This window comes from Stenotrophomonas indicatrix (assembly GCF_002750975.1).
GTDB lineage: Bacteria > Pseudomonadota > Gammaproteobacteria > Xanthomonadales > Xanthomonadaceae > Stenotrophomonas > Stenotrophomonas indicatrix.
Map to the genome: position 1 here is coordinate 2,689,211 of NZ_PEJS01000001.1, position 14,579 is coordinate 2,703,789.

General features: G+C 65.8%; 19 protein-coding genes and 1 tRNA gene. 7 read left to right on the forward strand and 13 right to left on the reverse strand.

All coding sequences use genetic code 11. The features are described from left to right. Positions 1 to 62: 62 nt before the first annotated feature. Positions 63 to 695, reverse strand: a complete 633-nt coding sequence (locus tag CR918_RS12530) for a cation efflux transmembrane domain-containing protein (RefSeq protein ID WP_099784888.1) — start codon at positions 693 to 695, stop codon at positions 63 to 65. 137 nt (positions 696 to 832) lie between these two features. Between CR918_RS12530 and CR918_RS12535 the strand changes: the two genes are divergently transcribed. After that, complete coding sequence (locus tag CR918_RS12535; protein ID WP_099843148.1) at positions 833 to 1,525, forward strand: aspartate/glutamate racemase family protein; 693 nt, start codon at positions 833 to 835, stop codon at positions 1,523 to 1,525. Positions 1,526 to 1,576: 51 nt separating this feature from the next. Here CR918_RS12535 and CR918_RS12540 read toward each other — a convergent pair whose 3' ends face one another. Then, on the reverse strand, positions 1,577 to 1,894 hold the full coding sequence (locus CR918_RS12540) for a hypothetical protein (RefSeq protein WP_223482838.1): 318 nt from the start codon (positions 1,892 to 1,894) through the stop codon (positions 1,577 to 1,579). Between the two features lie 324 nt (positions 1,895 to 2,218). On the opposite strand from CR918_RS12540, the gene CR918_RS12545 reads away from it, so the two are divergent. The 3 genes from CR918_RS12545 to CR918_RS12555 are packed head-to-tail and all read left to right on the forward strand — an operon-like array spanning position 2,219 to position 3,593. After that, positions 2,219 to 2,734: a DUF3011 domain-containing protein gene (locus CR918_RS12545; protein WP_099843152.1), complete on the forward strand. Its 516-nt coding sequence runs from the start codon at positions 2,219 to 2,221 to the stop codon at positions 2,732 to 2,734. Positions 2,735 to 2,793: 59 nt separating this feature from the next. Beyond that, complete coding sequence (locus CR918_RS12550) at positions 2,794 to 3,147, forward strand: DUF6713 family protein (RefSeq protein ID WP_099843154.1); 354 nt, start codon at positions 2,794 to 2,796, stop codon at positions 3,145 to 3,147. Further along, entirely contained in the window at positions 3,144 to 3,593 is a 450-nt protein-coding gene (locus CR918_RS12555) for a GNAT family N-acetyltransferase (protein WP_099784898.1), read from the forward strand. Before CR918_RS12550 ends, CR918_RS12555 begins: the two co-directional genes overlap by 4 nt. Here the strand turns inward: CR918_RS12555 and CR918_RS12560 are convergent. From CR918_RS12560 to thrS, 11 genes are all read right to left on the reverse strand, one after another. Then, complete coding sequence (locus CR918_RS12560; RefSeq protein WP_099843156.1) at positions 3,563 to 3,904, reverse strand: low molecular weight protein tyrosine phosphatase family protein; 342 nt, start codon at positions 3,902 to 3,904, stop codon at positions 3,563 to 3,565. The two genes, CR918_RS12555 and CR918_RS12560, sit on opposite strands and share 31 nt — an antisense overlap. Next, complete coding sequence (locus tag CR918_RS12565; RefSeq protein ID WP_025876303.1) at positions 3,898 to 4,101, reverse strand: hypothetical protein; 204 nt, start codon at positions 4,099 to 4,101, stop codon at positions 3,898 to 3,900. The genes CR918_RS12560 and CR918_RS12565 overlap by 7 nt, the downstream gene beginning before the upstream one ends. A 118-nt stretch (positions 4,102 to 4,219) precedes the next feature. Then, positions 4,220 to 4,296 (reverse strand) — tRNA-Pro (locus tag CR918_RS12570). A 67-nt stretch (positions 4,297 to 4,363) separates the two neighbouring features. Continuing rightward, positions 4,364 to 4,720 (reverse strand): MerR family transcriptional regulator, encoded by a 357-nt coding sequence (locus tag CR918_RS12575; protein WP_005410431.1) that lies wholly within the window; start codon positions 4,718 to 4,720, stop codon positions 4,364 to 4,366. After that, positions 4,701 to 5,000, reverse strand: coding sequence for an integration host factor subunit alpha (locus tag CR918_RS12580; RefSeq protein ID WP_005410432.1), 300 nt, complete (start codon positions 4,998 to 5,000; stop codon positions 4,701 to 4,703). The genes CR918_RS12575 and CR918_RS12580 overlap by 20 nt, the downstream gene beginning before the upstream one ends. A gap of 27 nt (positions 5,001 to 5,027) precedes the next feature. After that, positions 5,028 to 7,409, reverse strand: coding sequence for a phenylalanine--tRNA ligase subunit beta (gene pheT / locus CR918_RS12585; protein WP_099843158.1), 2,382 nt, complete (start codon positions 7,407 to 7,409; stop codon positions 5,028 to 5,030). Positions 7,410 to 7,492: 83 nt separating this feature from the next. Then, on the reverse strand, positions 7,493 to 8,488 hold the full coding sequence (gene pheS / locus CR918_RS12590; protein ID WP_099843160.1) for a phenylalanine--tRNA ligase subunit alpha: 996 nt from the start codon (positions 8,486 to 8,488) through the stop codon (positions 7,493 to 7,495). A gap of 194 nt (positions 8,489 to 8,682) precedes the next feature. Next, on the reverse strand, positions 8,683 to 9,042 hold the full coding sequence (gene rplT, locus CR918_RS12595) for a 50S ribosomal protein L20 (RefSeq protein ID WP_005410435.1): 360 nt from the start codon (positions 9,040 to 9,042) through the stop codon (positions 8,683 to 8,685). 10 nt (positions 9,043 to 9,052) lie between these two features. Beyond that, the gene (rpmI, locus tag CR918_RS12600) at positions 9,053 to 9,250 is read right to left on the reverse strand and encodes a 50S ribosomal protein L35 (RefSeq protein WP_002811096.1); all 198 of its coding nucleotides are present in this window, start codon (positions 9,248 to 9,250) and stop codon (positions 9,053 to 9,055) included. Between the two features lie 273 nt (positions 9,251 to 9,523). Continuing rightward, on the reverse strand, positions 9,524 to 10,066 hold the full coding sequence (gene infC, locus CR918_RS12605) for a translation initiation factor IF-3 (protein WP_025876259.1): 543 nt from the start codon (positions 10,064 to 10,066) through the stop codon (positions 9,524 to 9,526). 49 nt (positions 10,067 to 10,115) lie between these two features. After that, positions 10,116 to 12,017: a threonine--tRNA ligase gene (gene thrS / locus CR918_RS12610; RefSeq protein ID WP_025876257.1), complete on the reverse strand. Its 1,902-nt coding sequence runs from the start codon at positions 12,015 to 12,017 to the stop codon at positions 10,116 to 10,118. A 419-nt stretch (positions 12,018 to 12,436) separates the two neighbouring features. Between thrS and CR918_RS12615 the strand changes: the two genes are divergently transcribed. Genes CR918_RS12615 through CR918_RS12625 form a run of 3 tightly spaced genes read left to right on the forward strand, consistent with a single transcriptional unit; the run spans position 12,437 to position 14,566 of the window. Then, on the forward strand, positions 12,437 to 12,733 hold the full coding sequence (locus CR918_RS12615; RefSeq protein ID WP_025876254.1) for a hypothetical protein: 297 nt from the start codon (positions 12,437 to 12,439) through the stop codon (positions 12,731 to 12,733). Then, a complete protein-coding gene (locus CR918_RS12620) occupies positions 12,733 to 12,996 on the forward strand; it encodes a hypothetical protein (RefSeq protein WP_099843162.1) in 264 nt (87 codons plus the stop codon). Before CR918_RS12615 ends, CR918_RS12620 begins: the two co-directional genes overlap by 1 nt. Positions 12,997 to 13,006: 10 nt before the next feature. After that, on the forward strand, positions 13,007 to 14,566 hold the full coding sequence (locus CR918_RS12625; RefSeq protein ID WP_099843164.1) for a PepSY-associated TM helix domain-containing protein: 1,560 nt from the start codon (positions 13,007 to 13,009) through the stop codon (positions 14,564 to 14,566). The last annotated feature ends 13 nt before the right edge of the window (positions 14,567 to 14,579 follow it).

Genomic DNA, 14,579 nt, shown 5'->3' on the forward strand with positions numbered 1-14,579 from the left:
CGCAGCGGCTGTCACCACCATGTACAGTCCGGGGTCGATTCGACGGTTACAGCTGCTGCGGCTCAGCTGCTGGCAATGCGCGATGCGCGCAGCTCGGTCATCGCGATGCGCAGCACCCGCAGCGCCGAGCGCAGGAACACGACCAGCAGCGCGATGGCGACCAGCAGGTCCGGCCAACCGGCACCGAACAGCGCCACCAGCCCCGCCGCCAGCACCACCGAAACGCCCTCGAAGATATCGTTGCGTGCGCATTCCCAGGCCGATGCCAGGTTCACGTCATCATTGCGATACGGCGTCAGCAGCCACAGGCAGAAACCGTTGGCAGCAAGGTTCAACAGCGCGGCCAGGCCCATGCTTTCAAACAGGGGGACCTGCGGATGCGCCAGCCGCCATCCAATCTGCACGGCCACTGCCACGGCCGCAGCCAGGATCAGCACGCCCTTGAACAACGCAACCCGCGCCTTGGCCGCCACGCCGGCCCCCACCACCAGCAGGCTCAGCAGATAGGTCGCCGCATCGCCCAGGTTGTCCAGCGCACCGGAGAGCAACGAGGACGAATGGCTGTACCAGGACGCGCCGACCATCATCAGGAAGGTCGCCAGGTTGATCAGCAGGACGACCCACAGCACGCGCCGGTGGCGCGCCTGCATGGCTGCCACATCCAGCGTCTTGCCGCAGCCACAGCACTCGCCCATCGCCCTGCCCTCTGCCTGTCGTACCCCATTATCACGCCGATCAGGCCCGTCGGCTGCTGCTGCGACGGCTCCACCCACAATTGCACGCCCCGGCCCATGTTGTGCTGCAATGGCGCTTCCCCGGCACGGAGACACGCATGAAGACGCTTGGCCTGATCGGTGGCATGAGCTGGGAAAGTTCGGCGCAGTACTACCGCCTCATCAATGAAGAGGTACGCGCGCGGTTGGGCGGCGCGCATTCGGCGCAGTTGCTGATGTGGTCGCTGGATTTCGCCCGCATCAAGCAACTGCAGCACGACGGCGACTGGAATGCCCTGGGCAACGAAATGGTCGATGCCGCACGGCGGCTGCAGGCCGGTGGCGCCGACCTGCTGCTGATCTGCACCAACACCATGCACAAACTCGTTGCTGAGATCGAGGCGGCCTGCCCGCTGCCCTTGCTGCATATCGCCGACCCGACCGCCACGGCGATCGTGCAGGCCGGTCTGCAGCGCGTCGGCCTGCTCGGCACCGCCTTCACCATGGAGGAAGACTTCTACCGTGGCCGCCTGAGCGAGCGCTTCGGCCTGGACGTACTGGTTCCGGAGGCCGATGACCGCCGCGAGGTACACGCGATCATCTACGAGGAGTTGATCGCCGGGGTGGTCAACGAGCGATCACGGCAGGTGTACGTCGAAGTGATTGAACGCCTCGTTGCCCGCGGTGCCGAGGCGATCATCCTCGGCTGTACCGAGATCATGCTGCTGGTACGCGCCGAAGACAGCCCGGTGCCGCTGTTCGACACCACGACCCTGCATGCGCGCGCGGCAGTGGACGCAGCGTTGGCGTAACCCACGGCGGGATGCAGTCGAGCAGGCTCGACTGCACGGTCAGGCGTCCGGTCACGCAGGCGATTCGGGTTGCACTTCCAGCGAAGTAACCAGCCATTCCACCACCGGTGGCGAATCGCACAGGAAGAACACGGCGTCACCGCTGCGGGCTTCGGTCAGCATCCGGTAGACACTGATGGCCACGCCCGATTGGCTGGCAATGAAAATCTCGCTGCTGCGCGGCCCGTCGGCCTGGCGGGAAACCCGCCGCAAGGCATCGCGGGCCGCAACCGTATCTTCCGGCTCGGCTTCGCGGGTCAGTTCCAGGCCACGCAGGCCCCACGCAACAAAAACACGCTTGCCCTTGAACGTCGTGTCCAGGACCTGCACGTCGGCCGTGCCTGTGCCGGCCGACCGATGAATGACGATACTGCTGATCAACGCAACCCCCTGTGGTCGTCGTGGTCCGCACATCCTTGTCCGCACCCGCGCCAGCGGCCACGGGCGATGCCCGAAGGCCGCGTCCGAAAGCGCTGGAACGTGTAAAAAACTGTAAACCGATGCAATCGGATGTGCCCGGGATGATACGGGATGTAACGCCCTGCATGCGCCGTCGCACACTTATAAATCCGTCCTGAGCCAGCGCAGCCCGCAGTCGTCGCAGCGCGCCATACGTGCGCCATTCTTGCGTCCCATCCCCAAACCGAGGTTTCAATGAGCCTTCGCCTGCTACTGCCCTTGGGCGGCTCTGCACTTGCCCTGCTGCTGGCCGCAACGACTGTCTCGGCCCAGGATTACGACAGCGAATCGTCGCCGCGCACGACCTGCGAATCGCACTTCAACAAGACCCAGCAGTGCCCGTTCGAAGGACGCGCGCGACTGGCGCGGCAGCTGTCGGTGACGCGATGCGTTGAAGATGACAACTGGGGACAGCGCCGCGGCATGCTGTGGGTTACCGACGGCTGCCGCGCCGAATTCGTCGCCGAAGAACGCGGGCGTGGCCGCTGGCCTGGGCGTGGGCGGGGGCGTGACCGTGATCGCGATGGCGAGCGCCTGGTCTGCGAATCCTACGAAAACAAGGAGAAACAGTGCCGCATCCGCGTCCGTCATGACGTGCGGCTGGTCAAGCAGAAATCGGTCACCCCCTGCACCGAGGACCGCAACTGGGGCTGGGACCGACGCGGTGTATGGGTCAGCGACGGCTGCCGCGCCGAATTCCGCGTCTACTGAGTGCGATGGCTGCGGGCCCATCATCGCTAGAATGAAGCTCCCGCAGCAGGAAACACCGCATGGAACGCTGGTACCTGGCAACGATGATGTCCTTGCTGCTGCATCAGATCGATGCCGCGTTCTGGCAGGAGTGGCGGATGTTCCAGGTGCCCGGCGGCATCCAGGGATTCCTGCTTTTCAATCTGCTTGCCATCGGCGTACTGCTGCACGGTTACCGTCAGGTCGTGCTCGGCCTGGGCTCTGCGCGCCGCTACGCACTGCTGTGCGGCGCGCTGGGTATCGGCACAGCCCTCATCCATGCAGGCTTCGCTGCGGCCGGTCGTGGTGAATTCCACCTGCCGCTGTCGCTGCTCACGCTTCTGGCCTGCCTGGTCAGCGGCAGCGGTTTGATGCTGCGCAGCCGTCGGCGATGAACGTGCGGGCTCCAGCAGTTCGGATACGCGCGGCCGTGTGCACGGATCTTCCGGCACTGATCTCCCTGGACAGCGTTGCGGCCGATGACCCACGGCGTGCCGTGCAGATCGGCCAATGGCTGGCGGATGGCCACATGCACGTCGCCGAACTCGACGACACGCTGGCCGGCTACCGGGTCCAGCACCGGCACTTCTTCGGTGAAGCCTTCATCGAGATGCTGATGGTCGCCTCGCCACTGCGCGGACACGGCGTCGGCAGCGCGCTGCTTCTGCATGCCACGTCGTGCAGCGCAGGTGCCAGGCTTTTCACCTCCACCAACCAATCCAACGCCAACATGCAGCGGCTGCTGGCAGCCGCTGGTTTCCAGCAGTGCGGCATCGTGCACGGCCTCGACGAAGGCGATCCGGAGTTGATCTACCGCTTCGCTACTGACGATGTGAGGTAAGGCGCGACCTTCGCTTCAAGCAGCGCCATCAGCGCCGGATCCATGCAGCGATAGTCGTCGGGGATATCCAGGCAGTGCAGCGGCGTGTGTTCAAGCAGGCGGGCAAATTTCGCCTGCAGCCGATGCTGGTGCTTGGGCTCCATCACGAAGATGACATCAGCCCAGCGGATATCCGCTGGGCTGATGGGCCGGCGCGCATGCGGGCTGGTGCCTGCCGAGCGCGCACTGATACTTGGCCGGCGCTGCCACATCGCTTCAGCGGTGGGGCTGCGCAGCTGGTTGCGACTGCAGACAAACAACAGGTTCAACATTCCTGGTCCAGCAGTTGCCGCGGGCTGAGGACTGGATAGGTGAAACCCAGCTGGCGCGCCCGCAGCAGCTTGTCGCCGCGCGTATACATCAGCTTCCAGTTCTTTTCCGGCTTGAAGATCGACGGTGCTGCCGTGTGGTCGCCAGCGTGGTGGCGCGACTGCGAGCGCCTCCAGGCGCGGTTCCTTTGCGTTTCCATGATCGTGTTCTCGTGAGTACCGGGTTCAGCAGCCGCGGTAGTACGAGTGCGCGCAGGATACAACGCCGCAACAAAAAAGCCCACGCATCGCTGCGCAGGCTTGTCTGTTACATCACAGTGGTCGGGACGGCCGGATTCGAACCGACGACCCTCTGCCCCCCAGGCAGATGCGCTACCAGGCTGCGCTACGCCCCGACTGATGCTGCGATGTGCCCGCCAGTGCGGCGGGCCGTGAAGTATAGCGGATTACGGCGGAAATGGGTCAGCGACGCAGCAGTTGCAGCACTTCTTCCAGTTCCATCCGCACCTGCTTGATGATCTGGTTGCTCAAGGCCGATTCCTCGCGCGCATCCGGACCATCCAGGCGCAGGCGCGCGCCACCGATGGTGTAGCCCTGTTCGTACAGCAGGCTGCGGATCTGCCGCACCATCAGCACGTCGTGGCGCTGGTAGTAACGACGGTTGCCACGGCGCTTGGCCGGCTCGAGACTGGGAAACTCGGTTTCCCAGTAGCGCAGCACGTGCGGCTTGACGTCGCACAGTTCGCTGACTTCACCAATGGTGAAGTAGCGCTTGGCCGGAATCGGCGGAAGTTCGCGGTTACTGCCCGGATCCAGCATAAGCTTCCACCCTCTCCTTGAGCTTCTGGCCCGGACGGAAGGTAACCACCGTACGGGCGGAAATCGGAATTTCCTCGCCGGTCTTGGGGTTGCGACCCGGGCGCTGGTTCTTGCGCCGCAGGTCGAAATTGCCAAAGCCCGACAGCTTCACCTGACGTCCCTGTTCCAATGCTTCACGCAGCACATCGAAGAACGCGTCGACGAATTCCTTGGCTTCCCGCTTGTTCAGACCGACTTCGTCGAACAGCTTTTCCGCCATCTCCGCCTTGGTCAATGCCATTGCCTGCTACCCCCGAGTGCTGCCCGCTCAGCCGCGGATCCGGGCGTGGTGTTCACGCTCGATGGCAGTGACCGCCTCGGCCACTACCGCTTCCACGTCGCGGTCCGTCAGAGTGCGCGACTTGTCCTGCAAAATCAAGCCCATAGCGAGACTCTTGAATCCCGGCTCGACGCCCTGGCCGACATAGCGGTCGAACAGGTTCAGCTCGCGCAGCAACGGGCCGGCAGCCTGGCGGATGGTCGCGGCCAGGTCACTCCAGGCCACCTGTTCAGGCACCAGGAAGGCCAGGTCGCGGCGCACCGCCGGATAGCGCGACAGTTCACCGGCGCGCGGCAGCGCACGGGCGGACAGCGCTTCAAGATCCAGCTCGAAGGCGTACACGTCCACGTCGATGTCCATCGCCTTGGCCAGGCGCGGGTGGATCTGGCCGATCCAGCCGATGGCCAGGCCGTCGCGGAACACCTCGGCCGAACGCACCGGATGGCCGTAGGCACGCGAGGATGGGCGGAACTCCAGGACCGCGCCACTGGCCGCGGCCAGCGATTCCAGGTCGCCCTTCAGGTCATGGAAATCGACCTTGCGGGTCGGCAGGCCCCACTGCACCGCCTGCGCTTCACCGCAGACCGCAGCGGCCACGCGCGGGGTTTCCAGCGGCGCCGGCTGGCCGTCTCCGGCCTGCTGCGCGAACACCCGGCCGAGCTCGAACAGGCGCACCCGGCCGAGCTGGCGGGCGGCGTTGCGGCCCAGCGTGGCAACCAGGCCCGGCAGCAGAGACGGGCGCATCACCGCCAGTTCGGCCGACAGCGGGTTGGCCAGCGGCACCAGATCCTCGCGCAGCTGCCACTGGCCCAGCAGGCCATCGTCGACGAAGGCGAAATTGACGGTTTCCTGAAGATCGCGTGCGATCAGCTGGCGGCGCACGCTCAGCGCGTCCAGCTGGGTCTCGGACGGCATCGCGACACGCGATGCGCCACCCGGCAGCGTGGTCGGGATCTGCTCATAACCGTGGATCCGGGCCAGCTCCTCGATCAGGTCTTCTTCGATGGCGATGTCGAAGCGGCGGCTCGGCGCGGTGACCTGCCAGCCTTCGCCAGCGTCCACCACCTGCATGCCCAGCGCGCGCAGGATGCGCTCGACTTCGGCGTCTTCGATGGTGATGCCCAGCACGCGGGTGATGCGCGCGCGGCGCAGCAGGATCGTCGCCGGCTGCGGCAGGTCGGCCTCTCGTACCGCTTCGGTAACCGGTGCGGGGGTACCGCCGGCCAGGTCCAGCACCAGGCGGGTGGCGTATTCGATGGCAGTACGCGGCAGCGCCGGGTCGACGCCACGCTCGAAGCGGTGGCCGGCATCGGTGTGCAGGCCCAGCTTGCGGCCGCGGCCCATGATCGCGGCCGGCGCGAAGTGCGCCGCTTCCAGGAACACGGCGGTGGTCGCATCGGTGACGCGCGTATCGAAGCCGCCCATCAGGCCGGCCAGGCCGACCGCGCGATCAGCGTCGGTGACCACCAGGAAGCTGTCGTCCAGCGCAGCATCACGGCCATCCAGCAGCTTCAGGCTTTCGCCTGCGCGCGAACGGCGCACACCGATCGTGCCCTGCAGGGTGCCGAGATCGTAGGCATGCATCGGCTGGCCCAGCTCGAGCATGACGTACTGGGTGATGTCGACCAGCAGCGATACCGGGCGCACGCCACTGCGGCGCAGGCGCTCGGCCATCCACAACGGGGTCTTCGCCGCGGCGTTGACATCTTCGATGACACGACCCAGATAGCGCGGCGCTTCGGCACCTGCATCGAGCTGGATTGCCAGCTCGCGGCTGCTCTGGGCAGCGATCGGCGCTGCGATGAAATCCAGTACCTCGCTGCGCGTCGCTGCGGCGACGTCATAGGCGATGCCGCGGATGCTGAAGCAGTCGGCGCGGTTGGGGGTCAGCTTGATCTCGATGCTGGCATCCGGCAGGCCGAGGTACTCCACCAGGGACTGGCCGACCGGCGCGTCGTCCGGCAGTTCCAGCAAACCGGAGGCATCGTTGTCCAGGCCCAGCTCCTTGGCCGAGCACAGCATGCCGTTGGATTCGACGCCGCGGAGCTTGGCCGGCTTGATCTTCAACTCACCGATCTGCGCACCGACCATCGCCAGCGGCGCGACCAGGCCCGGTCGTGCATTCGGCGCACCACAGACGATCTGCAGCAACTCAGCCTGCCCCGCATCAACCTTGCACACCTGCAGGCGGTCGGCTTCGGGATGGCGCTCGGCTTCGACGATACGCGCGACGACCACGTGCTGCAGGCCATCGCCAAGCGCGGTCACGTCTTCCACTTCCAGGCCGATGGCGGTCAGCACCGCGCTGAGCTCATCGCGCGAGGCAGTGGTCGGGACGTGGCTGCGCAGCCAGTTTTCGGAGAATTTCATGGGTTCACCCTGGTGGGCCCGGCGCATGCGCCTGGGCCTGCGTTGTTGAGTCCGCCGGGCATGGCCCGGCGCTACCTGATGCGTTACGCGAACTGCTTGAGGAAGCGCACGTCATTTTCGAAGAACGCGCGCAGGTCGTTGACGCCGTAGCGCAGCATCGCGAAACGCTCCACGCCCATGCCGAAGGCAAAGCCGGTGTAGCGTTCCGGATCGATGCCGACGTTGCGCAGCACGTTCGGATGCACCATGCCGCAGCCGAGCACTTCCAGCCAGCGGGTGCTGCCATCGGGCTGCTGCCAGGCGATGTCCACTTCCGCGCCGGGTTCAACGAACGGGAAGTAGCTGGGGCGGAAGCGCATCTCGAAATCGCGCTCGAAGAACGCACGCACGAACTCGGACAGCGTGCCCTTCAGGTCGGCGAAGGTCGAATGCTCGTCAACCAGCAGGCCTTCGACCTGGTGGAACATCGGCGAATGGGTCTGGTCGCTGTCGCTGCGGTAGACCTTGCCGGCGGCGATCATGCGCAGCGGCGGCTGGTGTTCGCCCATGTAGCGCACCTGCACACCGGAGGTATGCGTGCGCAGCAGCCGGCCGTCACCGAAGTAGAAGGTGTCATGCATGGCGCGCGCCGGATGGTGCGGCGGGAAGTTCAGCGCCTCGAAGTTGTGCCAGTCGTCCTCGATCTCCGGCCCTTCGGACAACTCGTAGCCCAGCCGGCCGAAGATGCCGGTGATGCGCTCGAGGGTGCGGGTGATCGGGTGCAGGCCGGCGCGTTCGCCACTGCGGCCCGGCAGCGTGATGTCGATCGCCTCGGCCGCCAGCCGCGCATCAAGCGCAGCATCTTCCAGCACCGCCTTGCGCTCGCCCAGCGCGCTGCTCAGCGCGTCGCGGGCCCGGTTGATGGCCTCACCGGCCGCCTTGCGCTCGTCGGCCGGCAGCGCACCGAGCTGCTTGAGCTGCGAGGTGATGCTGCCGCTCTTGCCAAGCAGGGCCACGCGCAGCTGCTCCAGCGCGTCCGGGCTCTGCGCGGCGGCCACATCGGCCAGCGCCTGGGAAGTGAGGGATTGGATGTCGCTCATGGGTAGCCGGAACTCCAGTCGGTCTGCCATCGCGATGCGCGAAGGGCCGCGCCGTCGCAACCGCTTGCCGGTCGCCCGCCATCTGCACGGCTGCGCCCGGCACAAAAAAGAATGGGGAAGGACTTGCGCCCTTCCCCATGCATTGCCTCTACCTGACACCGTTCTCCGTGAACGGCAACGGCATCGGGAAGGACTTATGCCGCCAGTGCGCCCTTGGCCTTTTCGGCCAGTGCAGCAAAGCCAGCTGCGTCGTGCACGGCGATGTCAGCCAGAACCTTGCGGTCCAGGGTGATGCCAGCCTTCAGCAGGCCGTTCATGAAACGGCTGTAGCTCAGGCCGTTGATGCGGGCAGCCGCGTTGATGCGGGTGATCCACAGCGAACGGAAGTTGCGCTTCTTCTGCTTACGGCCGATGTAGGCGTACTGCTGTGCCTTGATGACCGCCTGCTTGGCGACGCGGAAGACCTTGCGACGGGCATTGTAGTAGCCCTTCGCCAGATCAAGGATTTTCTTGTGGCGGCGACGCGCCTGTACGCCACGCTTTACTCGTGCCATGTATCAGTCCTCAGAGGTAGGGAAGCATGCGGTCCAGACGGCCTGCGTCTTCTGCGCGGACGTGATTCGTCTGACGCAGGTTACGCTTACGCTTGGTCGCTTTCTTCGTGAGGATGTGGCTACGGTTGGCGTGGCCGCACTTGTACTTGCCCGAGGCGGTCTTGCGGAAACGCTTGGCCGCTGCCCGGTTGGTCTTGATCTTGGGCATTGCAATGTCCTTGATGGGATATGACCCTGGTTTCTGACTGATCTGGCGGCGGCCTGGGCCGCTCTTTCCGTCCTGCCATGATCGGCGTACGACCCGTCCTGGGTGGGTCGAGCCGGGCATGATACAGGCAAATCCGCCCTGTAACCAGCCCCCACACCGTTTTCACACCGAGACCGGCCCTGCCCGCCCCGGAAAAGCAAAAGGACGCCAGCGGCGTCCCTTCACCTTCATCCATTCAGCCGCCAGGCGCCCCGCGAGGCAGCCCGTCAGGCGTCAGGTCTTCTTCTTCGGCGCGATCATCATCACCATCTGACGCCCTTCCAGGCGCGGACGGGATTCGATGACGATGTCTTCGCCCAGATCGGCTTCGATCCGGCCAGCCATCTCGCGGCCCAGTTCCTGGTGGCTCATTTCACGGCCACGGAAACGGATGTTGACCTTGATCTTGTCGCCTTCTTCAAGGAAACCGCGCATCTTGCGCAGCTTGATCTGGTAGTCGCCCTCGTCCGTGACCGGACGGAACTTCACTTCCTTGATCTCGACCTGCTTGGTCTTCTTCTTGGCCTCGCTGGCCTTCTTCTGGGCTTCGAACTTGAACTTGCCGAAGTCCATGATCTTGCACACCGGCGGGTCGGCCTGCGGCTGGATCTCGACCAGGTCCAGGCCTTCATCTTCGGCCATGGACAACGCTTCGTCTCGCGTCAACACGCCGATCATTTCTCCGTCACTGCCGATCACGCGGACGCGCGGCACACGGATTTCCTGATTCTTGCGGTTCTGTTTGTTGTCAGGGGTACTGATATTGCGATCTCCCAAGGGTGTCGAACCCGGCCCGGGCGCCATTGCGCACGGGCCGGACCTTTGTTTACGCGCCCTCGGCCTGGAGCCGCTCGGTGAAAGCCTGGAGGCTCATGCTGCCGAGATCTTCGCCAGAACGCGTACGCACCGCCACAGCGCCGTTTTCCTTCTCGCGGTCACCAATGACCAGCAGGTACGGCACGCGCTGCAGCGTGTGCTCGCGAATCTTATAGCCGATCTTCTCGTTACGCAAATCGGCGCTGACGCGGAAGCCTTGATCCGCAAGGCTTTTGGTCACCGCAGAGACGTATTCAGCCTGCGCATCGGTGATATTGGCCACCACCACCTGGGTCGGCGCCAGCCAGGCCGGGAACTGGCCGGCATGGTGCTCGATCAGGATGCCCAGGAAACGCTCCATCGAGCCGACGATGGCCCGGTGCAGCATCACCGGATGCTTCTTCTGGCTGTTTTCGTCCACGTATTCAGCGCCCAGACGGCCAGGCATCATGAAATCGACCTGCATGGTGCCCAGCTGCCAGGTGCGACCGATGGCGTCCTTCAGGTGGTACTCGATCTTCGGGCCATAGAAGGCGCCCTCGCCCGGCAGCTCCTGCCATTCCACCCCGCAGCTGGACAGCGCCGAGCGCAGCGCGCCCTCTGCCTTGTCCCAGGTGGCGTCATCGCCCAGGCGCGATTCGGGGCGCAGCGCGATCTTGACCTGGATCTCCTCGAAGCCGAAGTGCTGGTACACCGCCAGCGCCTGCTGGTGGAACGCGGTCACTTCCGCCTCGACCTGGTCTTCGGTGCAGAACACGTGACCGTCGTCCTGGGTGAAGCCACGCACGCGCAGGATGCCGTGCAGCGCGCCGGAGGGCTCGTTGCGGTGGCAGGCGCCAAACTCACCGTAGCGGATCGGCAGATCGCGGTAGCTGTGCAGCCCCTGGTTGAACACCTGCACGTGACCCGGGCAGTTCATCGGCTTGAGCGCGTAGGTACGCTTCTCCGACTCGGTGAAGAACATCGCGTCCTGGTAGTTGTCCCAGTGGCCCGATTTCTGCCACAGCGACACGTCCAGGATCTGCGGGCAGCGCACTTCGCCGTAGCCGGTGCTGCGGTACACCTTGCGCATGTACTGCTCGACCACCTGCCACAGCGCCCAGCCCTTCGGGTGCCAGAACACCAGGCCCGGGGCCTCTTCCTGCAGGTGGAACAGGTCCTGCTGCTTGCCGATGCGACGGTGGTCGCGCATCTCCGCTTCTTCGATGCGCTTGATGTACGCATCGAGCTGCTTCTTGTCGGCCCAGGCGGTGCCGTAGACGCGCTGCAGCTGCTCGTTCTGCGCGTCGCCGCGCCAATAGGCGCCGGAAATGCGGGTCAGCTTGAAGGCCTTCAGGAAGCGCGTGTTCGGCACGTGCGGGCCGCGGCACATGTCCACGTATTCCTGGTGGTAGTACATGCCCATCGCCTGGATGTCAGGCGACATGTCCTCGATCAGGCGCAGCTTGTAGTCCTCGCCACGGGCCTTGAAGATCTCGATGACTTCCGCGCGCGGCGTCACTTTCTTGATGACGTCGTAGTCCTGCGCGATCAGCTCGCCCATGCGCTTTTCGATCGCCGCCATGTCTTCGGGGGTGAACGGGCGCTCGGAGTAGATGTCGTAGTAGAAGCCCTCGGCGATCACCGGGCCGATCACCATCTTCACGTCCGGATAGAGCTGCTTGACCGCGTGGCCGACCAGGTGGGCACTGGAGTGGCGGATGATTTCCACGCCCTCCTCGTCCTTGGCGGTGATGATGCGCAGGGACGCATCGTGGTCGATGACGTCACTGGCATCGACCAGCACGCCATCCACCGAACCGGCGATGGTGGCCTTGGCCAGGCCGGCGCCGATCGACTGGGCGACGTCCATGACGCTGACGGGGTTTTCGAATTCGCGGCGGCTGCCGTCGGGAAGGGTAATCGTGATCATTGCAATGGCTTCATGCGGGGCCCGCCGTGGCGGGCTGGAAAGCGCTCCCGGGCTGTCGTCCGGGCAATAAAAAAGCGCCGCGAGGGCGCCTGGAATGCAGGGCCTTCGGGGCAGGTCAACAGTGGGCGGTGGTAGTGCTCATGTCGCACGCTCGGCCGGCGCAGTGCGCGGGCCACCTTGGTTCCAGGATGTGGTTGCCCGTGATCTTAAACCAGCGGCGGACAAAGCCCAAGCGGTGCCTGAATGGCGCTGGCTGGCGGCGTGAAAACGCAATGATTACCATGTCCGCGCAGCCCGCCCCGTGCCGGCCTGCCCGCTTCCCCCCAGGATCCTGCAATGCGCCACCCGCCCCGACCGGCGCCTGCCGGTCCCGCCCGTGCCCCGCGTTCACCGGCCCTATGCCGGGCCCGGAGCCGCCGATGATCACCGTTGGCCTGTCGACCCTGGGCTTCTGCAGCCTCGGCATGCTGTCGGCGATGTTCTCCGCGCTGGCCTTCTATGCCGCCTCCCCGCACTGCCGCTGGCCACGCCTGCGCCGTGCCGGGCGCCTGGGCCGGCAGATCGGCCTGGTCGCTGCAGTCGCTGCGCTGTGGCTGTGGATGGCCGAACTGGGCTTTGCCGCCGGCCTGGTGGCGATGCTGTGCACCTGGATGCTGGCCGCCATGCTGCTGCCGGCACTGGCCGCGTGGCACCGTCCCGATGTGGAGCCGCGCTGATGTGGTCGCGCGCACTGGCCGGCATCTTCGCCGGCTTCTTCCTTGCCGCTGCGGCGACCGGCCTGGTCGCATGGCTGCCGCCGGGGCCCTGGCAGAAAGCCCTGGTGCCGAGCCTGATCGCGTTCGTCCCGTTGTGGATGCTGGCCGCGCTGTGGGCCTTCAGTTTCCGCAGCCCGTTGCGCGCCTGGCTGACCCTGACCGGTTGCGCGGCCCTGGGCTTCGCCTTACTCGGCCTGCTGCGCCTGGCCGGCGCAGTGCAATGAGATCGACTGCATGAAATTCAGTTCACAGACCCTGCGCACGTTCACCACCCTGCACACCTGGGTCGGCCTGGTCGCCGGCTTCGGGCTGTTCGTGGCGTTCTATGCCGGCGCACTGACCCTGTTCCACCATGACCTCCCGCTGTGGCAGACGCCTGGCGCGGCAACCGCATTGCCGGCCGGCCTGGATGACGCCCAGTACCTGCTCGACGACGTGCTGGCCACGCATGCGGAAGCGCGTCGCCACGTCGGCATGACCTTCCCGGGCGCCGATCATCCGCAGCCGTTGGCCTACTGGCAGGCCGAAGACGGCAGCTGGCGCTATGCATGGCCGGGACAGATCAGCGGCAGTCCGACGCCACCGCAGACCGGGCTGGCCGAACTGGTCAACGAACTGCATTACAGCTTGGGCCTGCCGGTGGCCGGGATCTACGTGATGGGCATCGTCAGCTTGCTGTACGGCATGGCCCTGCTCAGCGGGCTGGTGATCCATCTGCCCAAGCTGCTGGGCGATCTGTTCGCGCTGCGCCCGGGCCGCAATCTCAAGCAGCAGTGGCAGGACGCGCACAACGTGATCGGCGTGCTCAGCCTGCCGTTCCACCTGATGTTCGCGGTGACCGGCGCCCTGCTCTGCCTGGTGTTCATGCAGATGGCGGTACTCGATCCCCTGATCTACGACGGCAAGGCGCTGCAGGCGGTACCGACGGCGATGGATACCGCGCCGCTGCGCGAAGCCAGTGGCATCCCTGCCGCACCGGGCAGCCTGCGCGAACTGCACGCGCGGGCGCTGGAAGTGGCCCGCGCGCAGGGCGTGGCCAACTTCGAACCGGCCTACCTGAAACTGGCCAATGGCGGTGATGCCAACGCGACCATCGAAATCACCGGCGAGGCCAGCGGTACGCTTGGCCCGCTCGGCGCTGTCGCGCTGGATGTCGAAAGCGGCCGCGTGCTGGCCAGCCAGCTGCCCGGCCAGCGCGATGCCAATCACGCCACGCTCAGTGCCGCCTACGCCCTGCATTTCGGCGAGTTCGGCAACGGCGTGGTGGTCTGGCTGTACTTCCTGCTCGGCCTCGGCGGCGCCTTCCTGTTCTATTCGGGCAACCTGCTGTGGATCGAATCGCGCCGCAAGCGCCGTCAGCCGCAGCAGTCACGCGCAGCCATCAACATGGCGCGGGCCACGGTGGGCGTCTGCATCGGCCTGTGTGTGGCGATCTCGGTGGCCTTCGTGGCCGCGCTGGTGCTGGAGCGGGTAGCGCCTGCCCAGGTCGACCACGGCATCCGCTGGGCCTGCTTCGTGACCTGGGCGGCGTGTGCGCTGTGGGCAGCCCTGCGCCGCCCGGCACAGGCGGCGCGCGAGCTGCTGTGGGCTGCGGCGATCAGCACCGCGCTGGTGCCGGTGGCGCACGGCGCCCTCAACGGTGACTGGCTGTGGCTGGCCGCCGCACGCGGCCACTGGCCGTTGTTCTGGATCGATGCGATGGCACTGGCGATGGCCTTTGGCTTTGCCCGTCTGGCGTATGCGAGCCAGCGGCGGGCCCGCAACGATGACCCCAACAGCGTGTGGGCGAACTGACCGGGCCAGCTCG

Excerpts from the sequence above, each read along its gene's own strand:
- CR918_RS12530 (WP_099784888.1), bottom strand. The coding sequence starts at position 695 with ATGGGCGAGTGCTGTGGCTGCGGCAAGACGCTGGATGTGGCAGCCATG.
- CR918_RS12535 (WP_099843148.1), top strand. The coding sequence starts at position 833 with ATGAAGACGCTTGGCCTGATCGGTGGCATGAGCTGGGAAAGTTCGGCG.
- CR918_RS12545 (WP_099843152.1), top strand. The coding sequence starts at position 2,219 with ATGAGCCTTCGCCTGCTACTGCCCTTGGGCGGCTCTGCACTTGCCCTG.
- CR918_RS12550 (WP_099843154.1), top strand. The coding sequence starts at position 2,794 with ATGGAACGCTGGTACCTGGCAACGATGATGTCCTTGCTGCTGCATCAG.
- CR918_RS12555 (WP_099784898.1), top strand. The coding sequence starts at position 3,144 with ATGAACGTGCGGGCTCCAGCAGTTCGGATACGCGCGGCCGTGTGCACG.
- CR918_RS12560 (WP_099843156.1), bottom strand. The coding sequence starts at position 3,904 with ATGTTGAACCTGTTGTTTGTCTGCAGTCGCAACCAGCTGCGCAGCCCC.
- CR918_RS12565 (WP_025876303.1), bottom strand. The coding sequence starts at position 4,101 with ATGGAAACGCAAAGGAACCGCGCCTGGAGGCGCTCGCAGTCGCGCCAC.
- CR918_RS12575 (WP_005410431.1), bottom strand. The coding sequence starts at position 4,720 with ATGCTGGATCCGGGCAGTAACCGCGAACTTCCGCCGATTCCGGCCAAG.
- CR918_RS12580 (WP_005410432.1), bottom strand. The coding sequence starts at position 5,000 with ATGGCATTGACCAAGGCGGAGATGGCGGAAAAGCTGTTCGACGAAGTC.
- pheT (WP_099843158.1), bottom strand. The coding sequence starts at position 7,409 with ATGAAATTCTCCGAAAACTGGCTGCGCAGCCACGTCCCGACCACTGCC.
- pheS (WP_099843160.1), bottom strand. The coding sequence starts at position 8,488 with ATGAGCGACATCCAATCCCTCACTTCCCAGGCGCTGGCCGATGTGGCC.
- rplT (WP_005410435.1), bottom strand. The coding sequence starts at position 9,042 with ATGGCACGAGTAAAGCGTGGCGTACAGGCGCGTCGCCGCCACAAGAAA.
- rpmI (WP_002811096.1), bottom strand. The coding sequence starts at position 9,250 with ATGCCCAAGATCAAGACCAACCGGGCAGCGGCCAAGCGTTTCCGCAAG.
- thrS (WP_025876257.1), bottom strand. The coding sequence starts at position 12,017 with ATGATCACGATTACCCTTCCCGACGGCAGCCGCCGCGAATTCGAAAAC.
- CR918_RS12615 (WP_025876254.1), top strand. The coding sequence starts at position 12,437 with ATGATCACCGTTGGCCTGTCGACCCTGGGCTTCTGCAGCCTCGGCATG.
- CR918_RS12620 (WP_099843162.1), top strand. The coding sequence starts at position 12,733 with ATGTGGTCGCGCGCACTGGCCGGCATCTTCGCCGGCTTCTTCCTTGCC.
- CR918_RS12625 (WP_099843164.1), top strand. The coding sequence starts at position 13,007 with ATGAAATTCAGTTCACAGACCCTGCGCACGTTCACCACCCTGCACACC.